Raw genomic sequence first — 18,512 nt, 5'->3', positions numbered from 1 at the left:
CCGGATCCATGAAATACCCAATCAACCTGTTCCTTGAAGCGGTGCTCCGTGCGCCGGCTTTGGCATTTGCCGAAGCGGACCCGTCTTCGGGCTCAGGTTTGCAACCCTCAACGACCGGCGCACCGGAGAAAAGATTTGGCACAGCAGACTGTGACGAAAGAAGATTTTGAATCGATGCTGCTCGATTCCTTTGTCGACAACGATGCCGCTGAAGGCACCGTCGTCAAAGGTCGGGTCGTGGCGATCGAAAAGGACCTGGCCATTGTTGACGTTGGTCTGAAGACCGAAGGCCGCGTCCCGCTGAAGGAATTCGGCCAGGCCGGCCGTGACGGCACCATCACCGTGGGTTCGGAAGTCGAGGTCTATGTCGACCGCGTCGAGAACGCCGTCGGCGAAGCCGTGCTGAGCCGCGAAAAGGCCCGCCGCGAAGAGAGCTGGGTCAAGCTCGAAGAGAAGTACAACGCCAATGAGCGCGTTGAAGGCACCATCTTCAACCAGGTCAAGGGTGGCTTCACCGTTGATCTCGAAGGCGCCGTGGCCTTCCTGCCGCGTTCGCAGGTCGACATCCGTCCGATCCGCGACATCGCGCCGCTGATGAACGTGCCGCAGCCCTTCCAGATCCTCAAGATGGACAAGCGCCGCGGCAATATCGTGGTGTCGCGCCGCGCCATTCTCGAAGAATCGCGCGCTGAACAGCGTTCGGAAATCGTCCAGCAGCTCGAAGAGGGCCAGGTGGTCGATGGCGTGGTCAAGAACATCACCGATTACGGTGCGTTCGTGGACCTGGGCGGCATTGACGGCCTGCTGCATGTCACCGACATTGCATGGCGCCGCGTCAACCACCCGTCCGAAGTGCTCACCATCGGCGAGACCATCAAGGTCCAGATCGTGCGCATCAACCACGAGAGCCACCGCATCTCGCTGGGCATGAAGCAGCTTCAGGCCGATCCTTGGGAAGGCATCGAGGCGAAGTATCCGATCCAGGCCAAGTTCACTGGCCGCGTGACCAACATCACCGACTACGGTGCCTTTGTTGAGCTCGAGCCGGGCATTGAAGGCCTGATCCACGTCTCGGAGATGAGCTGGACCAAGAAGAACGTGCACCCCGGCAAGATCGTCTCGACCTCCCAGGAAGTCGAAGTGGTCGTGCTCGAGGTCGATCCGGACAAGCGCCGCATCTCGCTGGGTCTCAAGCAGACCCTGCAGAACCCGTGGGAAGCTTTCGCCGAAAAGAACCCGGTTGGTTCCACCATCGAAGGCGAAGTCAAGAACAAGACCGAATTCGGCCTGTTCATCGGCCTCGAAGGCGATGTGGACGGCATGGTTCACCTCTCGGACCTGGATTGGCAGAAGTCGGGCGAAATCGCGCTTGACGACTACAACCGTGGCGACATGGTGCAGGCCAAGGTGCTCGACGTCGATGTCGACAAGGAACGCATCTCGCTCGGCATCAAGCAGCTTGCTGCTGACGGCCTGGCCGATAGCGGCGCCTCCGATGGCACCGGCCTGCGCAAGAATGCCGTGGTCACCACCGAGGTTATCGAAGTCAACGACGGGGGCATTGAAGTCCGTATCGCTGACAGCGAAGTGACGGCCTTTATCCGCCGCGCCGACCTCAGCCGTGACCGCAACGACCAGCGTCCGGAGCGTTTCTCCAAGGGCGAAAAGGTCGATGCGCGCATCACCCAGTACGACCGCAAGACCGGCCGCATCCAGCTCTCGATCAAGGCGCTCGAAATCGCTGAAGAACGTGAAGCCGTTGCGAACTTCGGTTCCTCGGATTCGGGCGCTTCGCTCGGTGACATCCTGGGCGCAGCCCTCAAGGGCCGCGACGACAAGTAAGCGCTATCGCTTTGCATTAAAGCTTTCGACCCGCGCCAAACGGTGCGGGTCGTTTCGTGTAAAGGGTTTGGACGATGATCCAGTTTCGTGACGTCGCCTGGCGTGCCCTGACGGGCTATGATTTCGCGGCCGTGTTCGAGATCGCCAACCGGGTGCACCCCGGTTTTTTTGAAGCTGAAGCCGTACTGGCGGAGAAGTTCGACCTCTATCGCAATGGCTGCTATCTGCTCGAAGTCTCGGAAAAGCCGGCCGGCTATGTCCTGAGCCACCCCTGGAAACGAGGAGACCTGCCAGCGCTGGACACCTTTCTGGGGGAAATTCCGGCCGATGCCGACAGCTATTACATTCACGACCTGGCGCTGCTGCCGCTGACGCGCGGGCTGGGCGCGGCCAGGCAGATCGTGAATGCACTGACCAAGCATGCCCATGCCATGGGCTTTGAGACTATGAGCCTGGTCGCGGTCAATGGCTCGGTACCGTTCTGGGAAAAGCAGGGTTTCGGGGTCGAAGAGCGCCCGGATCTCAAAGAAAAACTCGCCGCCTATGAAGAGACGGCGCGCTATATGGTCAAGGTGCTGGCCTAAGAGGGCCGCTTGCCATCCTGGCGTTGTCCCGCTACCTGCTAGGCCAGATTGGAGAGCTGCCCGTGTCCGACCAGATGCATCACGATGTTCTTGCTGCCGATCGTTTTCGCCGCTCGCGCGGGCTCTGGCGCCTGCTGGCCCTTTTGGCGGCCGTCATCGCCGTGCTGGCCGTGGCCGGGCGCTTTGCACTGCCGCAATTCGCTGCGGGCGAGCGGATCGCGCGCATTGTCGTCAGCGGCACGATTGCCACCGATGCCTCCCGGTCCCGCGCCATTGACGATTTGATCGAGGACGATGCTGTCCGGGCGGTCATCGTGGCGATCAATTCGCCCGGCGGCACCACGGCGGGTGGCGAAGAGCTCTATGAGGACCTGCGGCGGCTGTCGGCGGCCAAGCCGGTGGTCTCGACCATCGACGAGCTGGGCGCCTCGGCGGCCTATATGACAGCGATCGGTACCGATCGCATTTTTGCCCGGCGGCTGTCCATCGTGGGATCGATTGGCGTGCTCTATCAGCACGTCAATGCCGGAAAATTGCTCGACACCATCGGGGTGGATCTCGACAAGGTGGCCTCGGGGCCCTTGAAAGCCGAACCGGACTTTGACGAACCGCTGAGCGGTGCGCCGCGGGCCTCGATTGCCGAACTGGTCGAGGACAGCTTTGCCTGGTTCGTCGACATTGTCGCCGAACGGCGGGGCTTGAGCCGCGCCGAAACGCTGGCCTTGGCCGATGGACGCATCGTCACCGGGCGGGTCGGGGTCGAGGCCGGGCTGATTGATGCCATTGGCGCGCAGCACGAGGCGCTCGACTGGCTCGAGGCCGAACATGGGATCGATCCGGAGACCCCGATCGTTACGGTCTGGCCGACCGAGCAGAACGAGCTGTCCTGGATCAGCGACCTGCTGGGCAATTCGGCCCGCAGCCTGTTCGGACTTTCGAGCGAAACTCCTGTGATGCTTGACGGTTTGGTCTCGCTTTGGCAGGTTGAATAGACCCCCAGCGAGGGGCAGGGGTGGACACCGGAGCCTTTGATGATCAAGTCTGAACTTGTCGAGAAGCTCGCCGCGGAGAACCCGCATCTGTTTCAGCGTGACATTGAGAACATCGTCAATGCGATCCTCGATGAAATCGGGGATGCGATGGCCCGGGGCGACCGGGTGGAGCTGCGCGGCTTCGGGGCCTTTTCGGTCAAGAACCGGCCGGCCCGGGTGGGACGCAATCCGCGCACTGGCGAACAGGTCGATGTGGGCGAAAAATATGTGCCGCAGTTCAAGGCCGGCAAGGAAATCCGCGAGCGGCTGAACCGCTCCTGATTTTTCCGAAACGGCGCAAGAAAGGATCGGAGCCTGCTGGCTCCAGTGGAAGCCAATAATGGTCAACAAAATTGTCGGCTGGCTCGTCCTGGTCCCCCTTTGCGCCGTACTGATTGCCTTTGCGCTGGCTAATCGCCAGCTTGTGGCGGTCAATCTCAATCCTTTTGCCGCCCCCGCCGATGCGAGCGCAGCCGGCTACGGCATTCCGCTTTTCGTGGTTCTCTATGTCGTTCTGCTGATCGGCGTGCTGCTGGGCGGCACGGCGAGCTGGTTCGCGCAAGGGGCGCATCGCCGCCGCGAACGGCACTGGCGCCGAGAGGCCCAGCATCTGAGCCAGGAGCTCGATGCCATGCGCAAAGGCAGTGGCGAGAGCCGCAAGGGCCCCATGGCCGAAGTCGATGACCTGCTGGAACTGCGATGAAGGACGGCGCAGTGCGGCTTAACCTTTTAGTCCCGTCCCTTTGAGCCACCACCGACTATGGCCGATCCACTGATCGTCAAAATCTGCGGCATCAAGACACATGACCTGCTCGACGCGACTATCGCGGCCGGTGCGGACATGGTGGGCTTCATGCATTTTCCGCGTTCGCCGCGTCACGTTTCCATCGATGAGCTGGGCGGACTGATCTCGGCCGCGCGCGGCCGCATCGAAAGCTGCGTTGTGCTGGTCAATCCGGATAATTCCAGCGTGGCCGAAGTGGCCGCCTTGGGCCCGGACTGGATCCAGCTCCATGGCCCGGAAACGCCGCATCGCGTCGAAGCCATCCGCGCCGAGGCCGGGGTCGAGATCATCAAGGCGCTGCCCATCGGCTCGGCCGAGGATATTGCCCAGGTGGCCGCTTTTGCCGAGGTTGCCGACCGCATATTGCTCGATGCCAAGCCGCCCAAAGGCGCCGATCGGCCCGGTGGGCTGGGCGAAAGCTTTGACTGGCGCCTGCTCGAAGCGCTTGACCCGTCCATCCCCTTCATGCTTTCCGGGGGCCTGACGCCGGAAAATGTGGCTGAGGCGGTGCGCCAGGTCGGGCCGATGGGGATCGATGCCTCGTCTGGTCTGGAGACCGCACCGGGCGTTAAGAACACAAAGCTGATCGAAGCGTTCATCCGCAACGCCAGGGCAGCCGTATAGTACCAGGAAGCCGGGTTGTTCTCGGCACTGGCCGAGAGGATCCAATGGACCGCACCAATTCCCTGCGCAATGGCCCGGACGAGCATGGGCGTTTCGGCATTTACGGCGGACGTTTCGTCGCCGAAACGCTGATGCCGCTGATCCTGGACCTGGAACATGAATACCGGGCCGCCAAGCAGGACCCGGCCTATGCCGCCCAGCTCAAGCACCTTGCGACGCATTATACCGGCCGCCCCAGCCCGCTCTATTTTGCCGAGCGGCTGACCGAACATCTGGGCGGCGCCAAGGTGTGGTTCAAGCGCGAAGAGCTGAACCACACCGGCAGCCACAAGATCAATAATTGCCTGGGGCAGATCCTGCTCGCCAAGCGCATGGGCAAGACACGGGTGATCGCCGAGACGGGAGCCGGCCAGCATGGCGTGGCCACGGCCACGGTCTGCGCCAAGTTCGACCTGCCCTGCACCATCTTCATGGGCGCGACCGATGTTGAGCGGCAAATGCCCAATGTGCTGCGCATGAGGATGCTGGGTGCCGAGGTCCGACCGGTTACCGCCGGTGCCGGCACCTTGAAAGACGCCATGAACGAGGCGCTGCGCGACTGGGTCACCAATGTGGATTCGACATATTACCTGATCGGCACCGCCGCCGGTCCGCACCCCTATCCGGAAATGGTGCGGGACTTCCAGTCGGTGATCGGAACCGAACTCAAGGAACAGTTCCGCGAGGCCGAGGGCAAATTGCCCGATGCGGTGGTGGCCTGCGTGGGTGGTGGCTCCAATGCAATCGGCACGTTCCACGCCTTCCTGGATGACCCGGACGTCGCCCTTTATGGCGCCGAAGCGGGTGGGCATGGCATCGAGACCGAGAATGGCCATGCTGCCTCGATGACCGGCGGCCGCCCTGGCGTACTGCATGGCAATCGTACCTATCTGCTGCAGGATCGCGACGGACAAATCATCGAGGGACACTCGATTTCGGCCGGGCTCGATTATCCGGGTGTTGGTCCCGAGCACTCGTTCCTGCACGACACCAGGCGCGTCATCTATGCGCCAATCACCGACAATGAGGCGCTTGAAGCCTTCCAGCTCTGCACCAGAATGGAAGGCATTATCCCGGCGCTCGAAAGCGCGCATGGTCTGGCCCAGGTGATGAAGCTCGCGCCCTCCATGGACAAGGATCAATCGGTGGTGCTGTGCCTTTCGGGTCGTGGCGACAAGGACGTAGAAAGCGTCGGCAAGTATCTGGGGCTGCTGAAATAATGGACACTCGCATCGACCGGCGCTTTGCCGAACTCAAGGCGCAGAACCGACCGGCCCTGGCCGCCTATGTGATGAGTGGGGACCCGGACCTGGCCACCAGCCAGGCTATCCTGAACGCCCTGCCCGAGGCCGGCGCCGACATCATCGAACTGGGCCTGCCCTTTTCCGACCCGATGGCCGATGGCGTGGCGATCCAGATGGGGGCGCAGCGGGCGTTGCAGGCCGGGCAGACCCTGCCGGGTGTGCTCGGCATGGTCGAGGAATTCCGCCGCAAGGACGACACGACGCCAATCGTTCTGATGGGTTACTACAACCCCATCTATATTTTCGGCGTGGAACGCTTCATCGCCGCCGCCAAGCAGGCGGGCATTGACGGGCTGATCATTGTTGATCTGCCGGCCGAGGAAGATGACGAGCTTTGCATTCCGGCGCTCGAGGCGGGGCTCAATTTCATTCGCCTGACCACCCCGACCACCGATGACAAGCGCCTGCCGACCGTGTTGGCCAATACGTCGGGCTTTGTCTATTACGTCTCGATGACCGGGATTACCGGCGGCGCGATCAAGTCGCGCGGCGCGGTGGGCGAGGCGGTGCAGCGCATCAAGGCACATACCGAACTGCCGGTGATTGTCGGGTTCGGCATCAAGACAGCCGACGACGCCGCCGAAATCGGCAAGCACGCCGACGGCATTGCCGTGGGCACGGTGCTGGTGAATGCCGTGGCCACCTCTCTTGAGGACGGCAAGGCCACCGACAAGACCGTTGGCGCCGTGCGGGACCTGGTGGCCGAGCTGGCCGGCGGGCTGAAGCGGGCCCGGGTCTAGGGGCCACTCGCAAGCAACGGGCCGGACGTCTCCCTGACGGGAATTGCCATCCGGCCCGCTCCTAAACACTGGGCATCTATTGTGCGGTCGTCGTCTCGGCCAGGGGCGCGGCTGTTTCTGCCACCGGGGAGGCTTGAGGCAGGGTCGTCGCATCGACCTCGGCCAACTGCCGGGCGCAAAGGTTCGCGGCGCCATCGATGGGATTTTCGCGGCCTGCGAAGGTGACCCAGCCGCCATCCTCAAGCACGCCACTGCGGCGGAAGCTGCTTTCCTCGGTCAGCGCGACCAGGCTGGCGCGGGCATCGGGCGCGGCAAGATAGCGGCTGAAACAGATATCAGCGGCCAGTTGCGCCACAGCCTGCACGGACGCGGCCTCGGCCCGTTCCTGGGCGGCGCCGCCGGTGACCCAGCCACCCCAGGTGAAACCCACCACCATGGTGGCTACCACACAGGCCGCGCAGGACCAGAACAACACCGCCTTGCTCGCCTGAAAATTGCTGAACTTTTCTGAGATCGACATGCGGCACGTCTCCAATATTTTGCAACGCGTCGGTGATCGCGCGATGAACTGTGTCTAAATGGTGTCACGTCGGCGCATGAAACGCGACCGATTTAATTGTTACAAAATATAAATGCGAATTGGCGGCCGGATTTATTTTTGATTTGTCCAAGTCAGTATTCAGAAAATCTCTGGACATCGCCGCTGGAGCGATGCAGGGCGCGTTCCTTATGATTTCTTTGGCCGCACGATTGCGTGAGAAGCGCCGAGAGAAAATTATGCACAGCCCAACGCATTGGCGGCTGGCAGCTTTGCCTCCCCGTCCCCACCTGATAAGAAATGCCACAATTGACGACTACGTGATCCCACAAATGGATCACCGCGAAAGGCCGCGCCATGAACTGGATCGACAATTTCGTCCGCCCCAAAATCCGCTCCTTCCTCTCGAACAAGCGGGAGACGCCGGAAAATCTTTGGGTAAAAGACCCGGAATCGGGCGAGATGGTGTTTTATCGCGATCTCGAAGCCAATCAGTGGGTGGTGCCCAATTCGGGCTACCACATGAAGATCAAGCCGGCCGACCGGCTGGCAACCTTTCTTGACGAGGGCAAGTACGATCTGGTGCCGGTGGCATCGGTGCCGGTCGATCCGCTGAAATTCCGCGACCAGAAGCGCTATACTGACCGCCTCAAGGAAAACCGGGCCAAGACCGGGCATGAGGACAGCGTGCTGGTAGCCACCGGCAAGCTCTATGAGCGCGCCGTGACCGTGGCCATCCAGGACTTCGACTTCATGGGCGGTTCGCTTGGCATGGCGGCCGGTCAGGGGATCATCACCGGCATTGAGACCGCTGCGCGGCTCAAGACCCCGTTCATCCTGTTCGTGTCCTCTGGCGGCGCCCGCATGCAGGAAGGCATTCTGAGCCTGATGCAGATGGCCCGCACCACCGTGGCCGTGCTGCGCCTGCGCGAGGCCGGGCTGCCGTTCTTCGTGGTGCTGACCAATCCGACCACCGGCGGCGTCACCGCCTCCTACGCCATGATCGGCGATGTGCATATTGCCGAGCCGGGGGCCCTGATCGGCTTTGCTGGCCAGCGGGTAATCGAGCAGACCATTCGCGAAAAGCTGCCCAAGGGCTTCCAGCGCTCGGAATATCTCTATAGCCACGGCATGGTCGACATGGTGGTGCATCGCCACAATCTGCGTTCCACCATCGGGTCGCTGGCGGCGATCCTGACCAATGCGCCGCCCAATGAGGCGATCACGGCGAACAGCCCCAAGGCGCTGACCGACCAGTCCAGCCTGCGCGATGCGGCGGTGGCCGCCGAGGGCGACGACGACCTCGATCCGCCAGCCGCCGCGGCCCACGCCGAATAACGGTCGAGCGCAGTTGCAGGCTGGACAGGTCCCGCCTGCAACTGTTCTATCCGGGGCATGAGTGCTGATGCCCGATTCCCCGATGTGATGCTGCTCGCCGCCGGGCTGGGCACGCGCCTGAAGCCCCTGACCGATACGCTGCCCAAGCCGCTGGTGCCGGTGGGCGGCGTACCGCTGATCGAGCGCATCATGGCCAATGCGCGGGCCGAGGGGGCCAAGCGGTTCGCAGCCAATGCGCATTATCGTGCCGACCAGTTGCTGGCCCATTTCGGCGGGCTGTTGAAGGTCAATTTCGAAGAGGTGCTGCTCGACACCGGAGGCGGGGTCAAGGCGGCACTGCCGATGCTCGCCTCAGACCCGTTTTTCGTGATGAACACTGACGCTTTCTGGCCGGCGGGGAGCGATGCGCCACTGGCGCGGATGCGCGCGCGCCTAGAAGATCCGGCGGACATCGTGCTGCTGTGTGCCCAGCCCGCACGCGCCAGCGGCTTTGCCCGCAGCCATGATTTCTGCCTCGACCCGATGGGCCGGGTCACGCGTGATTATGGCGCGCCGGTGATTTATGCCGGGGTGGCGCTGATGGGCAAATCCCTGTTCGCCGACACGCCCGATGGCCCGTTTTCGCTCAATCTGCTGTTCGAGGCGGCGCTGGAGGACGAGCGGCTCAAGGGCGTGGTGCTCGACGCGCCCTGGTTCCATGTGGGCGATGCCGAGGGGTTGGCGGCCGCGGAACGGGCGCTTATCCGATGAACCTGTTCACCATCGCCCCGCATACGCCCTTCCTGCCCTGTCTGGTTGATGCGGTGATGGATGGGCGGCTGCTGAATGGCTGGGACAAGTCAGGGCCGTTCTGGCTATCGGACGTGACCATCATCCTGCCGACCCGACGGGCGCAGGATGAACTGGCCGAGGCCTTTGCCCGCCACCCCGCATTTGGCGGCCTGCTGCCGGATATGCGCACCTTTGGCGGCGAGGTGAAGGATGAAGAGCCTTTCCTGCCGCCCTTTGACACAGAGAAGGCCCCCAAGCCTGCCAGCGCGCTGCGCAGGCGGCTGGTTCTCTCCGAGCTCGTTGCTGCATGGGCGAAGACTGACGAGGGGCGCGAGGCTTTTTCAACCCCGCCGACCGCCGCGGAAATCTTCTCGATGGCCGAATCGCTGGGGCGGCTGATCGACGACTTGCATATCGAGGAGCGCAACGCGGCCGATATTCGCGCGCTGGGCGATGATTTGGCGCTGGAGCTGGGCAATTACTGGCAGCAGACGCTGAAATTTCTCGACATTGCGCTCAAAGCCTGGCCGGCCATGCTGGCAAGTCAGGACCTGGCAGACCCGGCAGCTCTCCGGCGCAAAAGGCTGGACCGGCAAGCCAGGGCCGCGCCGTTCCTGTTTGCGGACCGACCGGTGATTGCAGCGGGGTCCACCGGCTCGATCCCGGCCACGGCAAGGCTGCTCAAGACCATTGCGGAACTGCCACGTGGCGCGGTAGTGCTACCGGGGCTCGACAAGGCAATGCGCCCGGAAATGCTGGCCGGTTTTGCCGATCCGGACAGCAATCCGCATGGGCATCCGCAATATGGGCTGGCCCAGTTGCTGGTCAGCTTCAGCGCTGATCTTGGGCAGGTGCGAGAATTGTGCGCGGCCGAGCATCCGCGCACCGAGCTGGTCAATCTGGCGCTGGCGCCGACCGCCCAGACCGCCCTTTGGCCTGAGCAGCGTTTCCCGCAGTCCGCGCTGGAGGCTGCGCTTGACGGGGTGTCGATCCTGCGTGCCCGCAATGAAGACGAAGAGGCCAGAGCCATTGCGCTGGCTGCCCGTGATGCCCTCGACAGGGACAAGAGCGTGGGGATCGTGACGCCGGACAGCAATCTGGCGCGGCGCATTGCGGCCGAGCTCAAACGCTTTGATATCGTGGTCGATGATGCGGCAGGGACACCGCTTTATCATGCCTCGGCGGGGCGGCTGGCGCGGCAATTGCTCAATCTGGTGCAGAACAATTGCGCCGCGGTGGATTTGTTGGCGCTGCTGCGCAATCGGGCCACGACGCTCGGGCTGGAGCGCGGCGCCGTGGTGGCGCTGGCGGATGATGTCGATCTGGGGCTGTTGCGCGGGCAGCGCCCCGGGCCGGGCATTGCCGGAATCCGGGCGATGCTGGCGGCGCATCTGGGCGGCAAGCTCAAATACCCGGCCCGCACGCTATCACCACAGCGCGGTGACGACATTGCCGGTCTGCTGGACCGGCTCGAAACGGCACTGGCGCCACTTTTTGCCCTGATGGGCGCGCATGAGCTGCCCGCATCGGCCCTGGCCGAAGCCCTGGGGCAGGCGATGGCAGCGGTTAGCGCGGATGCGCCCCTGCCCGGCCGGTCTGAATTCGAGACCTGGGTTGCCGACATGCAAAGCTTGACCGGCCAAGGGCATCGTTTTGCGCCGCGCGGGCTGGAGGACGTGCTGGCGGCGCTGATGACCGGGATCGAGGTGCGCCAGGCCGGGCTTGAGGAGCGACGCAACGATATCGCGATCTGGGGGCAGCTCGAGGCGCGGCTGATGAGCCCGGATGTGCTGATTCTGGGCGCGCTCAATGAAGACAAATGGCCGGCCACGGCTGATCCCGGCCCCTGGCTGAGCCGCGGCATGCGGCTGGCTGCGGGCCTCGAACCGCCCGAGCGGCAACAGGGCCTGGCCGCGCATGACTTTGCCCAGGCCATGGGCAATGCGCAGGTCGTTCTGGCCTATGCCGAGCGCGTCGGGGCGAGCCCGGCGCTGGCCTCGCGCCTGATCCAGCGGCTCGACGCCTTTATCGGCGAGGGCATGGCGGCGCAGTTGCGGGCCCGTGGCGATGTCTGGACCGGCCAGGCCCGGCGGCTCGACGCCGTATCGCAAGTGGCGCCGGCCCGGCGCCCGGCGCCCAACCCGCCCATTGGCGAAAGGCCGCGCAAGCTATCGGTCACCGAGATCGAGACGCTGATGCGATCGCCCTATGATCTTTATGCCAAGCACGTGTTGCGGCTGAAGCCGCTCGACGCGCTGGGCGAAGACCCCGATGCGCGCGAGCGTGGCACGATCATTCACGCCATTTTCGCCCGCTTCGTCTTCGAGGAGCGCGATCCGGCGGCGCCCGATGCGCTGGCACGGCTGATGGAGATTGCCACCGAGGAGTTTGCCGGGCTCGAAGCCATTGGCGAGCGGCGCGACATCTGGTTGCGGCGCTTTGCGACGGCGGCCGAACAATTTCTCGATTATGAGCGCGGACGCTCGGCGCTGGTGGCCAGGCGGCATGCCGAGATTTCGGGGCGCTGGGAGCTGAAGCTGGCCGAGCCCTTCGCCATTACCGGACAGGCCGATCGCGTCGATCTGCTCAGGGATGGCACGCTGGAAATCCTCGATTTCAAGACCGGTTCGCCCCCCAGCAGCGCCAGCATGAAAGCGTTCGAGGCACCGCAATTGCCGGTCGAGGCGATGATGGCGCTCAATGCGGGCCTGAAGAACATTCCACCCGCCGATACCAGCGCGCTGACCTATATCAAGATCGGGCTGGGGCCCGATGCCTTCAAGCCGAGCGCCTTTGCCACGGCCGAGGGGATGAGCGTGATGGAGGCCGCCGAAGAGGTGTTCGCGCGCGTGCAACGCCATATCGAACACTTCCTGTTTCACCAGACCGCCCTGCCCGCGCGGCTCCTGCCGCTCAAGAGCCAGCGCTTTGCCGGCGCCTATGACCATCTGGCGCGGGTCGATGAATGGACGGCCGTTGACGGGGAGGACGAGGCATGAGCGATCGCGGCGATCTGGTCGTGCCCAGCGATACCAGCGCCAGCCAGGCCTTGGCCGGCAACCCGGATTACTCGATCTGGGTGGAGGCCAATGCCGGGTCTGGCAAGACCTTCGTGCTCACCACCCGCGTGTTGCGCCTGCTACTGGCCGGGGTGACCCCGCAATCGATCCTGTGCCTCACCTATACCAAGGCGGCGGCGGCGGAAATGCGCAAGCGCGTCGGCGCCAGGCTGGCCGCCTGGGCCGTCGCGGATAAAGCGGCATTGCGCGAGGAGCTGACAAAGCTGACCGGGCGGGAACCGACAGCGCGGTTGCTCGAAGATGCCCGGACGCTGTTTGCCAAGGCGCTGGAAACGCCGGGGGGCCTGCGCATCCTGACCATTCACGCCTTTTGCGAGGCAGTGCTGCATCGCTTTCCGATCGAAGCGGGGGTGCCGTTCGATTTTGCCGTGATCGAGGATGATCGCCGGGCGCAGATGCTGCTGGCGGCGCGCGAAAGCGTGCTGGCCGAGGGGCTGCGGGGCGGCGAACATGCGCAGGCGGTGGAGACCCTGTTCACCCTGCTCAGCGACAGCGCCATTACCGAAGCCATCGGGGCGGCGCTGGCAGAAGGGGCCAAGCTCAAGCCGGTGCTGGCGGACCTGGCCGGGGCCAAGGCGCGGTTGCGCAATGTGGTGGGCGTGACGGGCACGGCGTCGGACATTGCCGAAGAGATCGTTGCAGACAGCGCACTGACCAAACCGGTCTGGCAGGAGATCATGTCGAGCTTTGATGCCGACCCGGCGGGACGGCGCTTTATTGACATGGTGGCGCGGCTCGACCCGGACCGGATGAGCGCCCACCAGCTTTGCGGGCTCTTCGTCACCGAGGACAAGGACAAGGTCAAGCAGCCCCGCGCGCGCCTGCTCAATGCGGCCCAGGCGAAGGCCAAGCCGGCCTTGCAGGCCCTGCTGGAAGACGAGCGGGAGCGGGTCTTTGCGCTCGAGAGCCAGTTGTCCGGGGCGCTGCTGGTGGAGCGCAGCGAAGCCGTGCTCGATGTGGTGGCGGCGATTGCGGCGCGCTACGAGACCGAGAAGCGCCGCCATGCGTTGCTCGATTTCGACGATCTGGTGGAAAAGCTGGGGGACCTGTTTTCCAATCAGGCGCTGGGGCCCTGGGTGCAATACAAGCTCGACGCCGGGATCGACCATATTCTGGTCGATGAGAGCCAGGACACCAATGAGCAGCAATGGCGCGTGGTCAATGCGCTGGCCGAGGAGTTCTTCTCCGGCGCCGGGGCGGTGACCCGACCGCGCTCGGTGTTCGCCGTGGGCGACCAGAAGCAGTCGATCTATTCCTTCCAGGGCGCACAGCCGGTGCTGTTCGGACAAACCGGGCGGCAGATGGCCCGCCGGGCCGGTGAGGCAGAAAAGCCATTCCGGCAGGTGCGCCTGCATACCAGTTTCCGCACGCTCAAGGGCATTCTGGAGGCGGTGGACCGGGTCTGTGACCGCGCCGATATTCAGGAAGCCTTGCTTTCGGATGAGAAAATCATTCACCAGCCGGCGCGGAGCCAGCCTGGCGGCCAGGTGGTGTTGTGGCCGCCGGTGCAGGAAGAAAAGGCGGAACGCGACACCAGCGCCTGGCCGCGCGTGGCGGTGGAGGCCGAACAGAGCGCCAACCGACAGGTGGCACTGCGCATTGCCGGAGAAATCCGGGGCTGGATCGAAAAGGGCCGGGTGCTGGGCGAACGGAGCCGCACCATCCGCGCCGATGATGTCCTGATCCTGGTGCAGAAGCGCGGCCCGCTGTTCAAGGAAATCATCCGCGCCCTGCGCAGCGAGGGCCTGCCCACGCCGGGCGCCGACAGGCTGGCGGTGACCGTGCATATTGCGGTGTTCGATTTGCTGGCGCTGATCGATGTGCTGCTCAATCCGGCCGACGATCTGCAACTGGCGGCCCTGCTCCGCTCGCCCCTGTTCGACCTCACCGAAGACGATCTCTATGCCGTCGCCGGGCCGCGCGCGGCGGGCCAGACCTTGTGGTCGGCCCTGTTTGCAGCCGAGGGCGAAGTGGCCCGGCTTGCGGCGGGGCGACTTGGCCGCTGGCGGGCTGCGCTCGACATGGAGCGGCCCTTCGAGTTCCTGGCCGGCGTGCTCTATGCCCAAGGGGGGCTCAAGCGCTTCCATGCCCGGCTGGGCACGGAAGTGGACGATGTGCTCTCCGAACTGCTCGAACTTGCATTGGCCCACGAGCAGGGGCCGCAGCCCTCGCTGCAGGGCTTTGCTGCCGAAATGCGGCGCCGGGCCGTGACCATCAAGCGCGAGCTGGCCGAAAGCGGCGGTGGCGTGCGGGTGATGACGGTGCATGGCGCCAAGGGGCTGGAAGCTCCCATCGTCATTCTGGCCGATGCCACCGGCAAACCCAGCGGCAGCCAGACCGGACAGGCCGTCTATGCCATCGACAAGGCCCCCGGCCCGCTGCTTTTGCATGCAGCCTCGAAAAGCCAGCATGTTCCTCCGACCGCACAACTGCGCCAGGAGATCGACGCCGTGCGTGAGCGGGAATATTGGCGTCTGCTCTATGTGGGCATGACCCGGGCCGAGGACGAACTCTATGTCACCGGGCCGCTGGGGCTGAAGGGCAGCCTGGCAGGCTCATGGTATGACGCCATAGAAATGGGCCTGGGCGAGGCGTTGCAGCCAGTGGTGGACGCAAATGGCGAGACTGTGGCGCAAGTCTTTCCAGCGGTTGCTGCGCCGATCTTCCAACCGGCCTTGCGCAAAGCGATCAGCCCGGCGCCTGAACTGGCGCTGTCCGCCGTGCCGGCACCAACGAAAACCCCCGTCGTGGCGCCGAGCTATGCCGCCATAACAAATGGCGGCACCTCTGTGCTGGCCACCAAGGCCGACGCATTGCGCGACGCAGAGGCGGCCCGCAAGGAAGGCCTGGCGCTGCATGCCCTGTTGCAGCATCTGGGCCGGGTGCCAACCGCCGAGAGGGACAGCGTGGCACCCAGGGCGCTCGAAACCCTGCTGCCTGATATGGCCGAGCATTATCCGCGGATCGTTAGCAAGGCGCTCAGTATTCTGGGCAATGGGGCCTTTGCCAACCTGTTCGGACCGCACAGCCGCGCCGAGCTGCCGTTCCGCGTGGCGGCCCTGCGGGCGGGGCAGGAGATCTGGCTGAGCGGCCGGATCGATCGAGTAGTGGTTGACGACTCAGGGGTGCTGGTGGTGGACTACAAATCCGACGCGTCGGTTCCCAAAGGAGCGGACGGCGTGCCGGGGAACTATCTCACCCAGCTAGGATTGTATGCGTTGGTTGCAGGTCAGCTTTTCCCCGGACGACCGGTGCGTGCGGCAATCCTGTGGACAGAGTTGGAATCATTGATGAAATTGCCGAACGAGCGGCTTGTTGCCGCTTGTGCGGACTTCACCCTGCGGTGATCGGGCTTGTTGCAAGGCTGGACTCTCACCAGCTTTGGGGGCAAACAGACCGCCGCTTCCGGACCGGTGCCCAAGGTGCCCCTCCGGATTGGACATACGAAAGCGCGTCGCAAAGTCCCGGTCTGGGGCCTGCGTGTCAGCCGCCAAAGTACAAAAGGCATGAAAACCATGACCAAAGCCGTTTCCGAAGCCACTTTTGGCCAGGAAGTCCTGAGCTCGACTGAACCGGTCCTTGTCGATTTCTGGGCCGAGTGGTGCGGTCCGTGCCGGGCCATTGCCCCGGTGCTGGACGAGCTTTCCTCCGAGCTCGAAGGCAAGGTGAAGATCGTCAAGCTCAATGTTGACGAAAATCCTGGCATTGCCGCCCAGTACGGCGTGCGTTCGATCCCGACCATGATCCTGTTCAAGGCCGGTGAGGCCGCCGACATGAAAATTGGCGCCGGCACGCCCAAGGCAGGCCTGACCAAATGGCTGGAAGGCCACGCCGCCTGAGACGCGACGTCCAACGCACAAGACAACACCGCTGGAGCGATCCGGCGGTGTTTTTTGTTGGGGCGGTCCGGCCGACCAGAGCGCGCAACACAATCGCGCTGATGCAGCTTGCTCCAATCTGTTCAGGGCCCGCCGCGGCTGCTAAGCCAGTGGGAACGATAATCAGAACAAGTCGGGGAGCCCCAATTGGCAGCCATCGATCTTTCCGCTGCGCCGTTCAACCTAGACGAGGCGGCGACCGCCTGGGTTCACGCCACGCGGGATAGCCTGTCCCCGCGTGACAAGCTGGCGCAGCTTTTCGTGCTGCTGTCGCGCGGCGCACCGGAGGAAGCGCTGGAGGCCATCCGGACTTTCAAGCCCGGCGGCATCACCCGTATCTTCACGCCCGAGCTGGCTGACGAAATCGCGCTGATGCGGCAGATCGACAGCGCCGGCCCGGTGCCGATGACGGTCAGCGCCGATCTCGAGGGCAGCCGGATGAGCCTGCCCTTCGGAACCGAGGTGCCCAATCCGTTGGGGTTGGCGGCGATCGACGATGTGCAGACCACCACCGCCATATCGACATTGATGGCCGAGGAAGCCCATGCCGTGGGGCTCAATTGGAGCTTTACCCCGGTCATCGACATCAACAAGGCGTTCCAGAGCGCCATTGTGGGCACGCGCTCCTATGGCGACGATGTCGAGCGTATCGAGCGCCACGCCCTGGCGCAGATTGCCGCCTTCCAGAAGCATGGTGTCGCTGCCACGGTGAAGCATTGGCCCGGCGAAGGCTTTGACGACCGCGACCAGCATCTGGTGACCACGGTCAATCCGCTGAGCCTTGCCGAATGGGAACAAACCTTCGGGCGGCTCTATCGTGCAGCCATCGAGGCCGGGGTGATGAGCGTGATGTCCGCCCATATCGCCTTTCCAGCCTTTGTGCGCGAACTCGACCCCGATGCCGGCGCCGAGGCCTACCGGCCGGCAACCCAGAGCACAGTGCTCAACCAGACGCTGTTGCGCGAAAGGCTTGGCTTTAATGGCCTGATCGTTTCGGACGCCACGCCCATGGCCGGGTTTGGCGATTGGGGCCCACGCGAAGAGACAATTCCGCAATGCGTGATCGCGGGTTGCGACGTGATCCTGTTCTCAGACGATCCAAATGCGGACCTGATGTATCTGGTCAAGGCGGTGGCCGATGGGCGGTTGAGCCAGGAGCGGGTGGACGAGGCGGTGACGCGCGTGCTGGGGCTCAAGGCGGCGCTGGGCCTGCATAAGGCCGATCGGCCCGAGCCAGCGCTGAACACCGCCGAAATGATCATGGCGCGCTCGACCAGCAAGCAGATTGCCGGCGCGGCGACCGCCAAGGTGCCGACCCTGGTCAAGGATACAGCAAAGCTGTTGCCGCTGACCCCGGCCCGCCACAAGCGCGTGCTGATTTTCTCGACCGGGGCGGTGCAGCCCTTTGCGCCGGTGCCCTTGCCGCTGTCGCTGCCGGACCTGCTGCGGCAGGAGGGATTTGACGTTACCGAGTACAGCGAGGACATGCAGGTCAACCCCAAGGATTTCGACCTGGTGCTCTATCTGCTGGCCGAGGAAACACTGCTCACGCGGCAGCGTATCTTCCTCAACTGGCGGGCCCTGACCGGCAATGTGTTTGGCGCCATGAAGCGCTATTGGCACGATGTGCCCACGCTCATGGTTTCGCTGGGCTTTCCCTATTATCTGCACGATGCGCCGCGCGTGCCCACCTATGTCAACGCCTATGGTTCGAACGAGGACATGCAGGCGGCGGTGGTCGAATGCCTGATGGGCCGCACGCCATTTGCCGGCAAGAACCCGGTCGACCCGTTCTGCGGCAGCGATCAGGGGAAGTACTAGGCCTCGTCACGTAGCGAACGGTTTCCGACGCACCGCCATTCGCACATGGCGCTCATGGCCTTCTTGCCTAAATTCGCTCCACTGGAGCGAATTTGCCTTCGGCCCGGCGCGAAGCTACAAAGCGCGGCGCGTTTTGGG

Annotated in this window: 15 protein-coding genes; 14 read left to right on the top strand and 1 reads right to left on the bottom strand. The window is 64.0% G+C overall.

The window, feature by feature from the left end:
- Nucleotides 1-135: 135 nt before the first annotated feature.
- The 8 genes from rpsA to trpA all read left to right on the top strand — a co-directional run bounded on the left by rpsA (nucleotide 136) and on the right by trpA (nucleotide 6,948).
- Nucleotides 136-1,842 (top strand): 30S ribosomal protein S1, encoded by a 1,707-nt coding sequence (gene rpsA / locus DDE76_RS12770; protein WP_104892583.1) that lies wholly within the window; start codon nucleotides 136-138, stop codon nucleotides 1,840-1,842.
- A 74-nt stretch (nucleotides 1,843-1,916) separates the two neighbouring features.
- A complete protein-coding gene (locus tag DDE76_RS12765; protein ID WP_104892584.1) occupies nucleotides 1,917-2,426 on the top strand; it encodes a GNAT family N-acetyltransferase in 510 nt (169 codons plus the stop codon).
- 62 nt (nucleotides 2,427-2,488) lie between these two features.
- Nucleotides 2,489-3,418 carry a signal peptide peptidase SppA gene (sppA, locus tag DDE76_RS12760; RefSeq protein ID WP_157955786.1) on the top strand — a complete coding sequence of 310 codons (930 nt, stop codon included), beginning with the start codon at nucleotides 2,489-2,491 and terminating at the stop codon, nucleotides 3,416-3,418.
- 39 nt (nucleotides 3,419-3,457) lie between these two features.
- Nucleotides 3,458-3,739 carry an integration host factor subunit beta gene (locus DDE76_RS12755; protein ID WP_035099264.1) on the top strand — a complete coding sequence of 94 codons (282 nt, stop codon included), beginning with the start codon at nucleotides 3,458-3,460 and terminating at the stop codon, nucleotides 3,737-3,739.
- Nucleotides 3,740-3,797: 58 nt separating this feature from the next.
- The gene (locus tag DDE76_RS12750) at nucleotides 3,798-4,160 is read left to right on the top strand and encodes a lipopolysaccharide assembly protein LapA domain-containing protein (protein ID WP_104892586.1); all 363 of its coding nucleotides are present in this window, start codon (nucleotides 3,798-3,800) and stop codon (nucleotides 4,158-4,160) included.
- Nucleotides 4,161-4,217: 57 nt separating this feature from the next.
- On the top strand, nucleotides 4,218-4,865 hold the full coding sequence (locus tag DDE76_RS12745; protein ID WP_104892587.1) for a phosphoribosylanthranilate isomerase: 648 nt from the start codon (nucleotides 4,218-4,220) through the stop codon (nucleotides 4,863-4,865).
- A gap of 44 nt (nucleotides 4,866-4,909) precedes the next feature.
- Nucleotides 4,910-6,124 (top strand): tryptophan synthase subunit beta, encoded by a 1,215-nt coding sequence (gene trpB, locus DDE76_RS12740; RefSeq protein ID WP_104892588.1) that lies wholly within the window; start codon nucleotides 4,910-4,912, stop codon nucleotides 6,122-6,124.
- The gene (gene trpA, locus DDE76_RS12735; RefSeq protein ID WP_104892589.1) at nucleotides 6,124-6,948 is read left to right on the top strand and encodes a tryptophan synthase subunit alpha; all 825 of its coding nucleotides are present in this window, start codon (nucleotides 6,124-6,126) and stop codon (nucleotides 6,946-6,948) included. Before trpB ends, trpA begins: the two co-directional genes overlap by 1 nt.
- A gap of 76 nt (nucleotides 6,949-7,024) precedes the next feature.
- Here the strand turns inward: trpA and DDE76_RS12730 are convergent, their stop codons facing one another.
- Complete coding sequence (locus DDE76_RS12730; RefSeq protein WP_104892590.1) at nucleotides 7,025-7,468, bottom strand: hypothetical protein; 444 nt, start codon at nucleotides 7,466-7,468, stop codon at nucleotides 7,025-7,027.
- A gap of 375 nt (nucleotides 7,469-7,843) precedes the next feature.
- Here DDE76_RS12730 and accD point away from each other — a divergent pair, with 375 nt between their 5' ends.
- The 6 genes from accD (at nucleotide 7,844) to DDE76_RS12700 (ending at nucleotide 18,374) form a co-directional block, all read left to right on the top strand.
- Nucleotides 7,844-8,824 (top strand): acetyl-CoA carboxylase, carboxyltransferase subunit beta, encoded by a 981-nt coding sequence (accD, locus tag DDE76_RS12725; protein WP_104892591.1) that lies wholly within the window; start codon nucleotides 7,844-7,846, stop codon nucleotides 8,822-8,824.
- Nucleotides 8,825-8,881: 57 nt separating this feature from the next.
- Nucleotides 8,882-9,574, top strand: a complete 693-nt coding sequence (locus tag DDE76_RS12720; protein ID WP_104892592.1) for a nucleotidyltransferase family protein — start codon at nucleotides 8,882-8,884, stop codon at nucleotides 9,572-9,574.
- The gene (gene addB, locus DDE76_RS12715) at nucleotides 9,571-12,594 is read left to right on the top strand and encodes a double-strand break repair protein AddB (RefSeq protein ID WP_104892593.1); all 3,024 of its coding nucleotides are present in this window, start codon (nucleotides 9,571-9,573) and stop codon (nucleotides 12,592-12,594) included. Before DDE76_RS12720 ends, addB begins: the two co-directional genes overlap by 4 nt.
- Nucleotides 12,591-16,022: a double-strand break repair helicase AddA gene (addA, locus tag DDE76_RS12710; protein WP_104892594.1), complete on the top strand. Its 3,432-nt coding sequence runs from the start codon at nucleotides 12,591-12,593 to the stop codon at nucleotides 16,020-16,022. Before addB ends, addA begins: the two co-directional genes overlap by 4 nt.
- Before the next feature lie 168 nt (nucleotides 16,023-16,190).
- Complete coding sequence (trxA, locus tag DDE76_RS12705) at nucleotides 16,191-16,514, top strand: thioredoxin (RefSeq protein WP_104894821.1); 324 nt, start codon at nucleotides 16,191-16,193, stop codon at nucleotides 16,512-16,514.
- Nucleotides 16,515-16,700: 186 nt separating this feature from the next.
- The gene (locus tag DDE76_RS12700; RefSeq protein ID WP_104892595.1) at nucleotides 16,701-18,374 is read left to right on the top strand and encodes a glycoside hydrolase family 3 protein; all 1,674 of its coding nucleotides are present in this window, start codon (nucleotides 16,701-16,703) and stop codon (nucleotides 18,372-18,374) included.
- Nucleotides 18,375-18,512 lie beyond the last annotated feature (138 nt).

Source organism: Devosia indica (assembly GCF_003056405.1).
Lineage (GTDB): Bacteria > Pseudomonadota > Alphaproteobacteria > Rhizobiales > Devosiaceae > Devosia > Devosia indica.
This window is presented reverse-complemented; position numbering and strand designations above follow the sequence as displayed.